This window comes from Chlorogloeopsis fritschii PCC 6912, assembly GCF_000317285.1.
GTDB lineage: Bacteria > Cyanobacteriota > Cyanobacteriia > Cyanobacteriales > Nostocaceae > Chlorogloeopsis > Chlorogloeopsis fritschii.
The window spans coordinates 103,017-118,362 of the sequence record NZ_AJLN01000068.1 but is presented as its reverse complement, the minus strand read 5'-3'; the positions used below and the strand labels follow the sequence as shown (position 1 = coordinate 118,362).

Annotated in this window: 14 protein-coding genes; 7 read left to right on the top strand and 7 right to left on the bottom strand. The window is 42.0% G+C overall.

The window, feature by feature from the left end; translation table 11 throughout:
• Position 1 precedes the first annotated feature (1 nt).
• The gene (cheB, locus tag UYC_RS0112625) at positions 2–1,027 is read left to right on the top strand and encodes a chemotaxis response regulator protein-glutamate methylesterase (RefSeq protein WP_016878541.1); all 1,026 of its coding nucleotides are present in this window, start codon (positions 2–4) and stop codon (positions 1,025–1,027) included.
• Positions 1,028–1,304: 277 nt separating this feature from the next.
• The gene (locus UYC_RS0112620) at positions 1,305–2,681 is read left to right on the top strand and encodes an ATP-binding protein (RefSeq protein ID WP_016878542.1); all 1,377 of its coding nucleotides are present in this window, start codon (positions 1,305–1,307) and stop codon (positions 2,679–2,681) included.
• A gap of 330 nt (positions 2,682–3,011) precedes the next feature.
• Here UYC_RS0112620 and UYC_RS0112615 read toward each other — a convergent pair whose 3' ends face one another.
• Complete coding sequence (locus UYC_RS0112615; RefSeq protein ID WP_026087726.1) at positions 3,012–3,689, bottom strand: response regulator transcription factor; 678 nt, start codon at positions 3,687–3,689, stop codon at positions 3,012–3,014.
• A gap of 1,046 nt (positions 3,690–4,735) precedes the next feature.
• On the opposite strand from UYC_RS0112615, the gene groES reads away from it, so the two are divergent.
• From groES to UYC_RS0112595, 3 genes are all read left to right on the top strand, one after another.
• Positions 4,736–5,047 carry a co-chaperone GroES gene (gene groES / locus UYC_RS0112605; RefSeq protein ID WP_016878545.1) on the top strand — a complete coding sequence of 104 codons (312 nt, stop codon included), beginning with the start codon at positions 4,736–4,738 and terminating at the stop codon, positions 5,045–5,047.
• 87 nt (positions 5,048–5,134) lie between these two features.
• Positions 5,135–6,775, top strand: coding sequence for a chaperonin GroEL (gene groL / locus UYC_RS0112600; protein ID WP_016878546.1), 1,641 nt, complete (start codon positions 5,135–5,137; stop codon positions 6,773–6,775).
• Between the two features lie 176 nt (positions 6,776–6,951).
• Positions 6,952–7,167: a DUF4351 domain-containing protein gene (locus UYC_RS0112595; protein WP_016878547.1), complete on the top strand. Its 216-nt coding sequence runs from the start codon at positions 6,952–6,954 to the stop codon at positions 7,165–7,167.
• A 40-nt stretch (positions 7,168–7,207) separates the two neighbouring features.
• Here the strand turns inward: UYC_RS0112595 and UYC_RS0112590 are convergent, their stop codons facing one another.
• Positions 7,208–7,435, bottom strand: a complete 228-nt coding sequence (locus UYC_RS0112590; RefSeq protein WP_016878548.1) for a type II toxin-antitoxin system HicA family toxin — start codon at positions 7,433–7,435, stop codon at positions 7,208–7,210.
• Positions 7,436–7,442: 7 nt separating this feature from the next.
• Positions 7,443–7,673, bottom strand: a complete 231-nt coding sequence (locus UYC_RS0112585; protein ID WP_016878549.1) for a type II toxin-antitoxin system HicB family antitoxin — start codon at positions 7,671–7,673, stop codon at positions 7,443–7,445.
• A 253-nt stretch (positions 7,674–7,926) separates the two neighbouring features.
• On the opposite strand from UYC_RS0112585, the gene UYC_RS0112580 reads away from it, so the two are divergent.
• Positions 7,927–8,706, top strand: a complete 780-nt coding sequence (locus UYC_RS0112580) for a class I SAM-dependent methyltransferase (protein ID WP_026087727.1) — start codon at positions 7,927–7,929, stop codon at positions 8,704–8,706.
• A 40-nt stretch (positions 8,707–8,746) separates the two neighbouring features.
• Here UYC_RS0112580 and UYC_RS0112575 read toward each other — a convergent pair whose 3' ends face one another.
• From UYC_RS0112575 to tig, 4 genes are all read right to left on the bottom strand, one after another.
• Positions 8,747–9,670, bottom strand: a complete 924-nt coding sequence (locus UYC_RS0112575; protein ID WP_016878551.1) for an alpha/beta fold hydrolase — start codon at positions 9,668–9,670, stop codon at positions 8,747–8,749.
• A gap of 104 nt (positions 9,671–9,774) precedes the next feature.
• A complete protein-coding gene (clpX, locus tag UYC_RS0112570) occupies positions 9,775–11,115 on the bottom strand; it encodes an ATP-dependent protease ATP-binding subunit ClpX (RefSeq protein ID WP_016878552.1) in 1,341 nt (446 codons plus the stop codon).
• Positions 11,116–11,124: 9 nt separating this feature from the next.
• A complete protein-coding gene (gene clpP, locus UYC_RS0112565; protein ID WP_016878553.1) occupies positions 11,125–11,820 on the bottom strand; it encodes an ATP-dependent Clp endopeptidase proteolytic subunit ClpP in 696 nt (231 codons plus the stop codon).
• A gap of 223 nt (positions 11,821–12,043) precedes the next feature.
• Complete coding sequence (gene tig, locus UYC_RS0112560) at positions 12,044–13,477, bottom strand: trigger factor (protein ID WP_016878554.1); 1,434 nt, start codon at positions 13,475–13,477, stop codon at positions 12,044–12,046.
• 813 nt (positions 13,478–14,290) lie between these two features.
• Here tig and UYC_RS0112555 point away from each other — a divergent pair.
• Entirely contained in the window at positions 14,291–15,334 is a 1,044-nt protein-coding gene (locus tag UYC_RS0112555; protein ID WP_016878555.1) for an aspartate-semialdehyde dehydrogenase, read from the top strand.
• The last annotated feature ends 12 nt before the right edge of the window (positions 15,335–15,346 follow it).

Sequence of the window (15,346 nt, the reverse complement as noted above, 5' to 3'; positions counted from 1 at the left end):
CATGAGGATTGCCATCGTTAACGATACGCCCATCGCAGTCGAGACAATGCGTCGGATAGTCAAAAAAGAGCCAAACTACAAGTTGGCGTGGGTTGCCTATGATGGCATGGAGGCTGTAGGTAAATGTGCAGCAGACACTCCCGACTTGATTTTGATGGATGTACTCATGCCCAGCATGGATGGAGTAGAAGCCACAAAACGAATCATGAGCCAATCTCCTTGTGCAATTCTGATGGTAACTGCCAGTATCAATCGCTATGCAGCCCAGGTTTTTGAAGCGATCGGTTATGGAGCTTTAGACGCGATCAATACACCTGTGTGGAGTCACGATTCCTCACCTGAGAATAATTATGGACTGTTGCAAAAAATAGCTACTATTGCCCGATTGATTGGTAAATCTTCACGTCAGCAATTTATATCTAGTGTACCGTCTAAACCTAGCCGCAATCTCAAGCAACTGCCCCCACTGATTGTAATTGGTGCTTCCACTGGTGGCCCTAAAGCATTAACAACAATTCTTTCTCAATTTTCCCAGCAGAATTTTCATGCTGCGATCGCTATAGTTCAACATTTAGATGCCCAGTTTGCACCTAGTTTCGCTAGCTGGTTAAATGAGCAAACTTCTTTGTCGGTTGAGCTTGCATCTGTTGGCTGTATGCCAGAACCAGGGAAAGTTTTGGTTGCAGGTACAAACCATCATTTGGTGATGCGTTCTAACTTGACGCTTGGTTATAGCCAAGAACCTGTAGATTGCTTTTATCGCCCATCAGTTGATGTCTTCTTTACCAGTGTAGCTAGGCATTGGACAAACAAAGGAATTGGAGTACTGCTAACAGGCATGGGTGGGGATGGTGCTCGCGGTTTAAACTTATTGCGGCAAGCTGGCTGGCATACCATTGCCCAAGACGAAAAGACTTGTGTTGTTTATGGTATGCCCAAAGCAGCAGTAGATTTAGGAGCAGCAATAGAAGTTTTGCCTGTGGAAGCGATCGCCTGCTCTTGCATCAAGTATTTACCTATGTACTAAAATATTTTTCGCTCATATTTATGCCTTACTTATATGAAAATAAATATACTATTCAAACATCATCAATTTTACAATTAAAAAGATATACAAAATAGTTAATTTATTGATTAATAATAAATTTTATATAAATTAAATTCTCTCTATAAAAAATTGCTTTTACGTTAATTTAGGGAATTTCAATGATTACATATTATCTGGATATATTTATAATTAATTAATCTAATTTTTTGTTGATTAATCCTTAAAAAATCAACTCGCAATCATCAGGAGTTGCAGTATGTATTCGCAAATACAAATCTTAGATAGGGTATCTGAACAAGTAGCAAAATCATTAACAGATGAGATAAATCAGCCACAAAATTCACAAAATTTTTCACCTGTTTTACATAGGAATATACCGGCAGTAACAGTTCTGTTAATTGACGATCAAGCCATTATTGGTGAAGCTATCCGTAGAATTTTGGAGAAAGAAACAGATATTTCCCTGTACTTCATCAGTGAACCTACTCAAGCGATTCAAAAAGCTTTAGAGATTTTTCCTACAGTAATTCTTTTGGATCTAGTCATGCCAGAAGTTGATGGGTTAATGCTGTTGCGTTGGTTTCGCTCTCATCCAACAACTCAGGATATTCCTATAGTCATGTTATCTAGTAAAGAAGAATCGCTGGTAAAAGCAGATGCGTTTGCTGGAGGCGCAAATGATTATCTAATCAAATTACCAGATCCTGTAGAGCTAATCGCCCGTATTCGCTATCATTCTAGAGCATATAATAATCTCAAAGCTCTCACCCAGACAACGATTACTGCCCAATTTCAAGCACAGCAATTAGAACATACTTTACAAGAATTAAAAGCAGCCCAGGTGCAACTAGTTCAAACTGAGAAAATGTCTAGTTTGGGAAGAATGCTGGCAGGAATTACTCACGAAATCAATAATCCTATTAACTTTATTCATGGTAATTTCCAGCATCTCAACAGCTATATTGAATCCCTAGTAAATTTAATCCAACTCTATCAACAAGAATATCCCAATCCATCTACTGATATTGAGGAATGTATTACAGAAAATAATCTTGATTTCGTGATCGAAGATGTAACAAAAATACTGTCATCTATGAAGTTAGGGACTGAACGTATTCGTGAAATAGTTAAGTCACTGCGAAATTTTTCACGCTTAGACAATTCTGAAAAAGTAGCAGTTAATATTAATGACGGTATTGATAGTAATTTATTAATTTTAAGCCATCGTTATAAAGGCACAATAGCAGTTACTAAAAACTATGAAAACTTACCATTAGTTGAATGTTATCCAGCTCAACTAAACCAGGTATTTATGAATATTATTAGCAATGCGATCGATGCTTTGCTAGAGCAAGAGGAACAAGAAAATAAACAAATTTTAATTCAGACAGAAACAATTGATGAAAAATATATCAGAGTCAGAATTAAAGATAACGGGCCAGGAATTAAGCTAGAAAATCAAAGTAAAATCTTCGACCCATTTTTTACTACGAAACCAGTCAATAAAGGCACAGGTATAGGATTAGCAATTAGCGGTCAAATTATTGATAAGCATAAAGGTAAAATTTCAGTTCAGTCTGAGCCTTCATGCGGAACCGAATTTATCATCGAAATTCCTATAAAAATAGATTAATAGGAAAAAATTGAGAGTAGGAAATAGGTTTTATGGGAATCGTAGACGCGCTTTGCGCAGCTTGAGTGCAGGGTAACCCAACACCTCAAAGTCTTGTAATTGTTGGGTTTTACTCCCTTTAACCCAACCTACGCATCTGTTTCATTCCTTTCTGGAATTGGTATAACTTCGCAGATTATAAATTTTAGACTACATCGACAAACTAAATTTAGGAATTTTGATATCCATTCACTAGTGGAGACAATAAACGCTTGAGGTATGAGTTTTGAGTTATGCGTTTGTAATTTGAACACTTACTCATAACTCAACTCTCACCACTTGGCGCTTTATTTATGCCATTTGATTTTCAATCGCCCACCGCGCTAGTTCAGTGCGGTTGTGTAGATTGGTTTTGCCCAACATATTGGACACATGGCTTTCAACTGTACGCTGACTGACATTTAATTCTTCAGCAATTTCGCGGTTTGCTAAACCCCTAGCTACAAACTGCACTACTTTCAGTTCTGTAGGGGTTAACTGTACATCAAAAGGAACTTGGATGCGGGAACCATTTTCCCCTCCTTTCGCCTGATGTTCTTTCCAACGAATGGTTTGCTTCAGAGAAGATTCTACCTGTGCTACTAGTTCCTCTGGCTCAAAGGGCTTGACCATGTATACATCAGCACCTTTATTCAGACCTTTAACTCGGTCTGCGCTTTGTCCCTTAGCCGAAAGGAATAGAACGGGAATCCAACTGGTGCGTTCGTTTTGCCGGACTTGCTCTACAAAAGTGTAACCGTCCATTTCCGGCATCATCACGTCACAAATGATCATGTCTGGAATATCCTGCTCTAAAATTTCCAGAGCTTCTCGACCATTTTCTGCGGTGATGACTTCATATCCCCGAAATTCCAAGTAATCCTTCACCAGCAAAATCAGGTTGGGGTCATCATCAATGAGTAGAAGTCGTTTGTGATCTTTCATGCTGGGTTCTTTCATAGCAGTGGCACTTGTCGCGCTTAGATCCATCAAGGTCTTGAATAGCAATCCTTTTTGGTGGTTTGTTGTGATTTTGTGCTTTTTCCCACTTAACTTGCCTTTGGTTCGTAAATATCTCAAAATAATCATTGCTTTTGAGAAACTACTATATCAATGACAAAAGTCCAGTGAGGATACGTAGAGCATTAGTATTTATAATGCGTTATTATATATCGCTTTGAAAGGAGCGGGCAAAAAACTTCAATTGAATAATAATCTTTCAGATTATCAAATTCTTTTTGGCTAAAGATGCTCCCTATTAACAATTAACCCGCACTTTCCCTAGCTTGCTGTCTTACCATATCCTTCGGTCATTAAGCTGATATCAGTTGATTGCAAAAAACCGAGGAATTTTCTGACAAAGGACGGACTAGAAAAGCATACTCTTCAACCACCTTATTTCCTATTAAGTGTTTTTGTATAACCCGCTCAATAACTTTCACAGTTGCTTGGCGATCCCAGACACCATCCGGGTAAACAACTATTATCGGCCCAGAGCAACAAACTCGCAAGCTGTCGGCTTTGCTTTGAAGTATGCAACTGGGATGACTTTGTTGGGGAAAATCTAGCTTCAGCTGTTTTTAGCCGCTTGTTCAAGTCTTCCCATGCTTCCAGACTAGCTTCTTTTGCACAATATTTAGGCATATTCTGAACAGTACAGATCAAAATATGTCTCTGATTTTTTTTTAAGTCCTGAAGTTTCTATACAATTACTTAGGGCTTTAATTTTTGGCTGTTGAGTGGTTTTTCTTATTTCTAGACTGGGTTGGATCACTTTAGTTGTTACCTATTTTGCGCTCTCTGATTTCTGTTCTATAACAATTTCCATGCTTTGCAAATAAATTTGACTATATATAAATATTCGTAACTTAATCCAAAAAACCTGAAAAACCTAAGAATTAGAGTATTTTTACTCAAAAATTTTCTGCACCCGTGAAGTTCGGTAACCCGTACACCCTCAAATGTTGCTATTGCGCATCATCCTTCGCTAAATTAGCACTCAGGAGTTGAGAGTGCTAACAAGGCACGAAATTTGTATGGCAGCTGTATCTCTAAGCGTTTCTACCGTTAAACCTCTAGGCGATCGCGTTTTTGTGAAAGTGAGCGCCTCTGAAGAAAAAACCGCAGGTGGTCTGTATTTGCCCGATACTGCAAAAGAGAAGCCTCAAGTAGGCGAAGTAGTTGCAGTTGGTGATGGCAAAGTTAAAGACGATGGTGGTCGTCAGCCAATGGATGTAAAGGTAGGAGATAAAGTTCTTTACTCCAAGTACGCTGGTACCGATATCAAGCTGGGTACCGACGAATATGTACTACTTTCAGAAAAAGACATTTTGGCGATCGTTAGCTAATAGCTGATGGCTAATAGCTAATGGCACGAAGCAGGCAATTAGCAACTAAATATTAACAGTTACCAAATAGCGAGACTGTCGAGAATTATGGCAAAGCGCATTATTTACAACGAAAATGCCCGTCGCGCCTTGGAAAGAGGCATGGATATCCTAGCTGAGGCTGTAGCTGTTACCCTCGGTCCCAAAGGTCGTAACGTAGTACTAGAAAAGAAGTTTGGTGCACCACAAATCGTTAACGATGGTGTAACCATTGCTAAAGAAATTGAATTAGAAGACCACGTTGAAAACACTGGCGTTTCTTTGATTCGTCAAGCTGCTTCCAAGACAAACGATGCTGCTGGTGATGGTACTACCACCGCTACTGTTTTGGCGCACGCAGTGGTTAAGGAAGGCTTGCGTAACGTTGCAGCTGGTGCAAACGCGATTCTGCTCAAGCGTGGTATTGATAAAGCTACTAATTTCCTCGTAGAAAGAATTAAAGAACACGCCCGTCCCGTTGAAGATTCCAAAGCTATTGCTCAAGTAGGTGCCATCTCTGCTGGTAACGACGAAGAAGTCGGGCAAATGATTGCCGAAGCAATGGACAAGGTGGGCAAAGAAGGTGTAATTTCCCTGGAAGAAGGGAAATCCATGACCACCGAATTGGAAATCACCGAAGGGATGCGCTTTGACAAAGGCTATATCTCTCCCTACTTCGCCACCGACGCAGAGCGGATGGAAGCTATTTTCGATGAGCCTTTCATACTGCTAACCGATAAGAAAATTGCCCTGGTACAAGACCTCGTACCCGTGCTGGAGCAAGTAGCTCGCGCTGGTCGTCCTTTGGTAATTATCGCCGAAGATATTGAGAAAGAAGCTTTGGCAACTTTGGTAGTCAACCGCTTGCGTGGCGTCCTCAACGTTGCTGCGGTGAAGGCTCCTGGTTTTGGCGATCGCCGCAAAGCAATGCTCGAAGACATCGCTATTCTTACTGGCGGTCAAGTCATCACCGAAGATGCTGGACTGAAGCTAGAAAACGCCAAGCTAGATTCTTTGGGTAAAGCTCGCCGCATCACTATTACCAAAGACAACACCACCATTGTTGCGGAAGGTAACGATCAAGCTGTGAAGGCTCGCGTCGAGCAAATTCGCCGTCAAATGGAAGAAACAGAATCTTCCTACGACAAAGAGAAACTGCAAGAGCGTCTGGCTAAATTAGCTGGTGGTGTAGCTGTCGTCAAGGTTGGTGCTGCTACTGAAACCGAAATGAAAGATAAGAAGCTGCGCCTAGAAGACGCCATTAACGCTACCAAAGCTGCGGTAGAAGAAGGCATCGTTCCTGGTGGTGGTACAACTCTCGCTCACCTCGCTCCTCAACTGGAAGAGTGGGCAAACAGCAACCTCAAGGGCGAAGAATTGACTGGTGCGTTAATCGTCGCTCGCGCTCTGTCTGCTCCCCTCAAGCGCATTGCTGAAAACGCCGGTCAAAATGGTGCTGTGATCGCCGAGCGCGTCAAAGAGAAGGAGTTCAACGTTGGTTACGACGCTGCTAAGAACGAGTTTGTTGACTTGTTTGCTGCTGGTATCGTCGATCCTGCGAAAGTGACTCGTTCTGCTCTGCAAAACGCAGCTTCCATCGCTGGTATGGTGTTGACAACTGAGTGTATCGTTGTTGACAAGCCTGAGCCTAAAGATGGTGCTCCTGCTGGTGCTGGTGCTGGTATGGGCGGCGGCGACTTCGATTACTAAGATTTCTCTTGTGAGACGGGCATCTTGCCCGTCTGAATATAAAAAACAGCTACTTCTCTTTGGGGAGGTGGCTGTTTTTTTCAAAAAATGGTAATGACTCGGTTTTATCATAAGGGTAGAATACCTCCGTTTACTTTGAAAAAGATGTAATTTGTCAATTTTTACGGGAGGATATTATGCGAGAGTCAGTAATTTATCAAGATATAGCCCAAAAGGAAGCGTTTAAATTAGTTAGTCGTCTGCTAAATCGGCGTTTTGGAGAACTTGATTCTTCATTAATTGAGCAGGTGCGGGATTTATCTGCTGAACAGTTAGAAGATTTAGGAGAAGCGTTATTAGATTTTTCTGAGGTTGCGGATTTAGTAGCTTATTTAGAGCAGTTGAAGAGTTAAAACTTAGATCTGAGTAGTGCATATCTCAGAACTTAAATACTTAAGAACGCTCAAGAAATTCATCTGGACTAATACCAGCTTGCCTTAGAATTGCACGTAAAGTTCCTTCTGGCATATCACCAGAATGGTTAGGAATAGTTGTATAACGATTTGTGTCTGGATTAAACCAGATTTCGTGTCTTCCTGCTGCTTGACGGTGAAAAACAAAACCGAAAGATTTCAAAATTTTAATAATCTCTTTGTAGCTAAACCCAGCCAATCTACCCATAAATTGACTACTGACCCACAATCAAAGGATAGTTAAACTGATCGGCTATTGGTTGCAAATCATCTAGTTCTTGATTCTGAGATTGTGCTTCTAGCAACTTACGTGCTACATCACGGGCAATTTCTAAAGTTTCAGTAACTGTCTGTCCTTGGGCAACTAAACCTTGAATATCATTAGATGTTGCTAAGTAAACACCTTCTGGTAATTTTTCGATGTGTAGGTTAACTATTCTTTCCATGATTTGATGTAGCTGGTAGGAAAAGTGCTGTTAGTAAAAAAAGGGGTGATGTAGTGGAATCCTTCCTGCAATAGTAGAACATTAGTTCTGATAATCCCAGAACTTGCACAGTAGTTTTAAAAGCGATCGCCCATCCTACAAAAAATATGATGAAAGTTGTAGAGTGTAAAAAAATAGCGCGATCGCACCCCTCCCAACTTTCTCTCTCTATGTTCTCTGCGCCTCTATGGTTCAATTTTTTAACCTACAACTGATGAACCAAAATCACCCCGAATCCACACCGCTGCACACACTCAACCCCCTAAATCGCTTCTCCGACAGAGTCGAGGATTACGTCAAATACCGCCCAAGTTACCCAGTTGCAGCCATTGATAAAATCCTGGAAGGGTTAGCGCACCCCTCCCAACTAGTAGCCGCAGATATTGGTGCGGGTACAGGTATTTCTTCGCGGTTGTTAGGCGATCGCGGCGTGAGAGTCATTGCTATTGAACCAAACGCAGCCATGAGAGAAGCGGCTGAACCTCATCCTTTAGTTGAATTTCGAGATGGAACAGCAGAATTTACCAACCTAAGCGATGCTTCTGTGGATTTAGTAACTTGTTTTCAAGCTTTCCACTGGTTTAATCCCCAGCCTAGCTTATCTGAGTTCCGTCGCATTCTCAAGCGATCGGGACGGCTAGCAGTGGTGTGGAATAACCGCGATAAGGAAGATACTTTGACTGTCGAATATAGTCGCTTGGTACGTGCAGCATCGAATCACCACCCAGCAGAGTCGCGGATGCAGACAGTAGAACCACTATTTGCAACTAAACACTTTGTTAATATTCGTGAATATACCTTTGTCTATAAACAACAGTTAAATTTAACTGGACTGATCGGGCGTGCGATCAGTGCTTCCTACGTTCCCCGTCAAGGTTTAGCTTACGAACAACTTATTTCTGGTTTGCAAGAATTATATGAGCGCTGTTGTGATGAGCGTGGTTTGGTTGACATGGTTTATCGTACCAGCGTCCACCTTGCCGAGCCAGCATGAAATCTTGTGAAAAGTCAGGAAAAGCTGAAAGCTCGTGCTTCTATACTACTTGCGCTTCTGGTGTATCAATTTGTAAAAACTCTCTTACTCGCCGCAGATAAGTAGAAGCATCTTCTAGCATTGGAAAATGAGCCGTATTGGGAATCACCACAAACTCAACTTTGTCGTTTAATGCTGCTGCTTGACGTCCCATCTCGGCGGGAATAATTTTGTCGTACTCCCCTGATATTATTAATGTTGGTTGTGCGATCCAAGCAAATTCTTGCGGCATCAACTCCGCCGCTGCTTTGCTAACAGAAGTAAAAATTGTACCTAAAGCAGCATCATAATCCGCAATCAGAAAATCTTGTAAAAAAGCGCGACGCTCTTGGGCAGGTATGGAGCTATGCAAAAATCGCGCCATAAACATTCGGTCTACAAATGGTATCTTTTCTAACCATTTAGGGCGAAATTTCACGACGTAGCCGCCAAATTTATAAAAGGCTGCGAACGCTTTTTCATCGTACTCAAAAATCCCGCTACACGTTAAAATTGCTTTTTCCACGCGATCGCTATAGCGGTTAATAAATAAAGTACCCACAGAAGCACCCATCGAATGAGCATGGATGTACGCACGTTGAATCTTTAACTCGTCTAACAACGCTGCCAAATCGTGCGCGTATTCCTCTAATTCATAGGTTAACTCTCTTGCTGCTTCTGATTCTTGCTGCGGCGAATGCGATTCAATCACTGCTTCACTTGCTTGAGCTACGGCAGCAGGCTTACCACGAGAACGTCCAAATCCCCGCAGATCGTAAAGCAAACAATCAAATTGTTCTGATAAAGCTGCGGCGGTACTTCGCCAGTAGCGAGCCGAACCAGCCCAACCGTGAATGAAAACCATCACTGGCTTTTGCTGAGAAATAGATGGTTTTCGCATCCACTCATAGTAATGTTCAACGCCACGAACATTAATGTATGGCATCTCAATACTGAAGTGTAAAATGTGAAGGATGAAGTTATGAAAATTTTATCTTTTATCCTACCCTACGGGAAGCCGCCCGTAGGGCATCTACATCCTTTGTCCTTTTACGCTGATTCTGGTTTAGGCATTGTAGATGGATGCATAATTAGCTCGGCAGTGGAACGTTTCTCCACCATTTCCTTTGTCACTGTACAGCGAGTCACATCTTTACGAGATGGTAACTCGTACATCACATCCAGCATCAGTTCTTCGACAATACCCCGTAGCGCTCTTGCACCAGTTTTCCGGCGATAAGCTTCTTGAGCGATCGCTCGCAAAGCTTCTTGTTTAAACTCTAGCTGCACGTTGTCCATCTTCAGCAGTTTTTGATACTGCTTGACTAGGGCACTGCGCGGCTGGGTTAATATCGCCATTAGCGCTTCTTCATCTAGCGGGTCTACCACCGCCACCATTGGTACTCTACCAATAAATTCTGGTATCATACCAAACTTAACCAGGTCGTCTGGTTCAAGATAGCGGAGAGTGTCTGCTGCCCGCTTTTCTTTCGTCTGCCCTTCTCCTGGTTGGACAAAACCGATTGACTTTTTACCCGTTCTCTGCTCTACTACTTTCTCCAAGCCGACAAAAGCACCACCGCAAATGAACAAGATATTACTGGTATCAATTTGAATGCAGTCTTGATAGGGATGCTTGCGCCCGCCTTGGGGTGGCACGTTAGCAATTGTTCCCTCTAACATTTTCAGCAATGCTTGCTGAACGCCTTCGCCAGATACATCTCGTGTAATCGAGGGATTTTCGCTCTTACGGGCAATTTTGTCAATTTCGTCAATGTAGATAATTCCCCGCTGCGCCTCTTCGACATCTAAGTCCGCTACTTGCAAAAGTCGCAGTAAGATATTTTCTACATCTTCGCCCACATATCCCGCTTCAGTTAGGGTTGTAGCATCGGCAACTGCAAAGGGTACATCAAGGATTTTTGCCAAAGTTTGTGCCAAAAGAGTTTTGCCACAGCCTGTAGGGCCAATCAGCAGAATATTTGACTTTTGCAGCTCGACAGCATCATCTGTTGATCCCTTGCCATTGTTTTTGGACTGAACCAGTGACAATCGTTTGTAGTGATTGTAAACAGCTACTGACAAAACTTTTTTGGCTTCGTCTTGACCAATGACGTGTTCGTCCAAATACTTCTTAATCTCTCGCGGTTTGGGGATTTGATTTAACGAGAGACTGGCAGAGCGGGTGCGGCGTTTCTGAGGAGGTTCTGACCGAGGTGCTGGTTGTGACGCAGCACTATTCGTGTCGAGTAATTCCTCATCTAGGATTTCATTGCACAAGTCAACGCACTCATCACAGATGTAGACTCCCGGGCCAGCGATGAGTTTACGCACCTGCTCTTGAGACTTGCCACAAAACGAACATTTCAAATGGGAGTCGTATTTAGACATACCAGCCTCTTATTTCACAATGGTGACGTTTTCCCCTGCTGTGGGAAGATTTTGTCTATAGATGACCTGATCGATCAATCCATAATTTTTGGCTTCTTCAGCCGACATAAAAAAGTCCCGTTCAGTATCAGCTTCGATTCTTTCTAATGGTTGACCAGTGTGCTGGGCAAGTAACTGATTCAACTTAGATTTATGATAAAGAATTTCTTTGGCTTGTATCTCGATATCAACGGCTTGTCCTTGAGCACCACCTAAGGGTTGGTGAATCATAATCCGAGAATCTGGTAAAGACATTCGTTTGCCAGCAGTGCCTGCACACAACAAAAATGCCCCCATACTCGCGGCTAAACCAAAACAGATTGTGACTACATCAGGACGGATTTGTTGGATGGTATCATAAATTGCCATGCCTGCTGTGACAGAGCCGCCAGGAGAATTTATGTACAGTTGAATGTCTTTTTCTGGATCTTCGGCGTCTAGAAACAACAATTGGGCAACTATTGAATTGGCAACATTGTCGTCAATTGGCGTTCCCAAAAAAATAATCCGCTCTCGCAGCAGGCGGGAGTAGATATCAAAAGCTCGTTCTCCCATGCCAGATTGCTCTACAACCATGGGGACAATGTTGCTAGGAAGGCTTTGGGAGCGCATTTCAAATTTATTTAAACTGCTGATTGGATAATTTCCCGACTGCGATACAAGCATAGAGAATATTTGCTAACCAAAGAATAACAGCGGTTTAGACAGCCTACGCTGACTATGATAGCGATTAGTTTTGTGTTGTTAGGTATGTGTTAAAACCATTATGCCTCATATAAATTCTTCTCGTGTAAACACAGTATCAAGCCAAGGCGGTAAAGTGCGAGGCAATTTATTTAAGTTTCCTTAAATGTTCCGCCTTGGAACGAGAAATGCTACCTTTGGCAAGCTATTGTGCTTCTGTTGCAGCTGTTTCGTCTGCTGGGGAAGTTTCTTCGCTTGTTTGTTCTTGAGTTTCGGTTGCTTCTGGTGGTGTTTTTTCTGTCGCGCTCAAAGAACCTTCAGGTACAAGTTCAACTTTTGAGTGTTCTAAGAGCCAGTCGATAGTTTTTTCTGTTAATAGTTCGTTTTTGACGACTTCTTGCAGTCTATCTTGATCCACATCTTCTTGGGGGTACTGTTCCAGAAGTTCTTTGATTCTGGCTGCGACTTCTTCTTCACTGACTTGGATGGATTCGCGTTTGCCAATTTCTTCTAGAGCAAGCGATCGCTTCAAACGCTCAACTGCTTCATCGCGAGAACGTTGCCGCAACTGAGGAATGACATCAGGAGTAAACAATTTCTTGATATCCAGCCCTTGCTGCGACAGCCGAATCGCAGTTTGCGTCAACATATGATCGACTTCCTGCTCAATCATTGTTTCTGGCAAATCTACTTCTACATACTTCAAAAGTTCCTTGACAAGGGCTTCTTGCTGATTTTCTTTTGTTTTTTGTTCAGCCTCTTTTTGAAATCTCTCTTCTAAGGAAGTACGTAACTCTGCCAAAGTCTCAAACTCGCTGACTTCTTGGGCAAAATCATCATTCAATTCTGGCAGTTCTTTTTCCTTGAGTTCTTTGAGGGTGACTGTGAAAATAGCTGGTTTTCCAGCCAGATCCTCATTGGCATATGGATCTGGAAAAGTGGCATGAACTTCCTTGGTTTCGCCAGGATTCATTCCCACAATCCCGACAACAAAGCCGGGAATAAATCTATCTTCCTGCAACTCGACTTGAAAATCAGTGGCTTCGCCGCCGGGAATTGCTTCAGGTTCTGCTGCTTCGTCCTCACCTTCGGCTTTGGCTAGCACGCCTTTAAAATCAACTACGGCAACATCTCCCAATTGTGCTGGGCGTCCTTCTACAGGAATTAATGTTGCCATTTGCTGGCGTTCGCTCTCTAGGACTTTGTCTACTCGCTCTGGCTCGTATTTGATTTCTTCGGCTTTGATTTCCAGATCGGTGTACTGAGCTAAATTTACTTCTGGTGGTACATCGACAGCAGCCGAAATGGTCAGGGCTTTACCTGGTTCATAATTATTAATCAAATCCTCAAACGAAGAGCGCAATCGCGGTTGCCCGATCGCGTTAATGTCCTCTTGTTTTACTGCTTCTGTAATTCCATCTTGAATTAGTTCTTCCAGCGCTGCTGCCTTAATTCGAGTTACCCCTAGACGCTGCAGCAATATCTGCCGTGGCACTTTGCCTTTGCGAAACCCAGGAATATTGGCAGAACGAGTGAAGTTTTGAATTACCTGTTCGTAGGTTTGCTTAGTCTTTTCGGGTGTAATTTCTATTTCCAGACCTATTTGACTGGCGGGAAGTTTTTCCTGGGTAACTTTCATGCTTCGTCTCTATTGCTTTGTTGCTACTATTCTTTTTGTTACTTTTACCAAAGACGCGATCTGCATAGCTCCTGCAAATAAAGCTCACTCGCATCTAAGATAATTTATGATTTCCAAGCTTTGGGGCGGAATCTACCTTTGGGCTTGATCAGCTTTCCAAATATATGGGTGCTGCTGAATAGAGATCCAGTTTACTGCCAATGCGAAAGCTCTTGATACTCTAGCGCAAATCAGTCTATATTATTTAACCTCCTCAGTAGCTTTTACCGGATAGCTGATGGCGTGATATCCTGGTTCTCACACCAGCAGTTGTGATTAGCAATTGCTTGTGCAACATTTTCGTTGAACTGCTTAATCAGGAGTGCAGCTACTACTGCTTAGTCTTGCTCAGAGTGGAAAGTGGGTTCCTAGCCTGTTACTCTCAATCCATTTGGATCATAGTACATCCATAGTCAAGACACTTTGATATTTTCAACAGGGTTCTGTTGTTAGCCTGAGGCGTAACTATCAGTCGTTAATAGCAAAAATGCGATTTGCTGTATAATATATATAATTTATATTGTGCATTTGCTGAGAAATTAACAGCTAATTGTTGTAAAATGCAACAATATTTTTACAAAAGCAAAAAGCAAGTAAATTACTATAATTAGATGAAAAATTAAAGTTTATTAATGATAACTATAGAGTATTCAAGTTTATTTAAATTTTTGTGTTGTTATTTTCATTAACTTTAACTATGGATAAAACCTGAGTTTAGAAACTTTCCAGAAAAATGTAAAAACCAAAAGAATCATAATTAAGGAGGAAGCAAGTTTGTCTAATTCCTACCGTGTAGCTATTTTAGGAGCAACTGGTGCAGTTGGCAGAGAATTATTGGAACTTTTAGAAAGCCGTAATTTCCCCGTTTCAGATTTGAAGTTGTTGGCATCAGAACGCAGTGCGGGACAAAGGCTACCCTTCAAAGGTGAAAAGTTGCTCGTGGAGCCAGTCAGCGATGCAATGTTTGAAAACGTGGATTTAGTGCTAGCAAGTGCAGGAGGTTCAACATCCAAAACTTGGGCACCCGTGGCAGTAGAAAAAGGAGCAGTGGTTATTGATAATTCCAGTGCTTTTCGGATGAACCCGGATGTCCCTTTGGTAGTTCCAGAAGTGAATCCCCAAGCAGCAGCAAATCACAAGGGAATTATAGCCAACCCTAACTGCACCACAATTTTGATGACGGTGGCAGTGTGGCCCTTGCATCAAGTCAAACCAGTAAAACGTATCGTAGCTGCAACCTACCAGTCTGCAAGCGGTGCGGGTGCGCAAGCGATGGCAGAAGTAAAAACTCAAGCCAGCGCAATTTTAGAAGGGAAAGAACCAACTGCCGAAGTATTTCCTTACCCGTTGGCATTTAATTTATTCCCGCATAATTCCCCATTAAATGATTGGGGATACTGCGAAGAAGAAATGAAAATGGTCAACGAAACACGGAAAATTTTTGACAATCAGCAGATTAGAATTACTGCTACTTGTGTACGAGTCCCTGTACTTCGCGCCCATTCAGAAGCTATTAATCTAGAATTTGAGACACCATTTAGCCCAAACGAAGCCAGAGAAATTCTTCAAAAATCTCCTGGAGTAAAGTTATTAGAAGATTGGCGAAAAAATTATTTTCCTATGCCTTTGGAAGCAACAGGTAAGGATGAAGTTTTAGTAGGTAGAATTCGTCAGGATATTTCTCACCCTTGCGGTTTGGAATTATGGTTGTGTGGCGATCAAATTCGTAAAGGTGCTGCTTTAAACGCTGTACAAATCGCTGAATTATTGGTAGAAGAAAATCTACTGAAACCGAAGGCAGCAACATACGTTAGTTAATAGTTAGCAGAA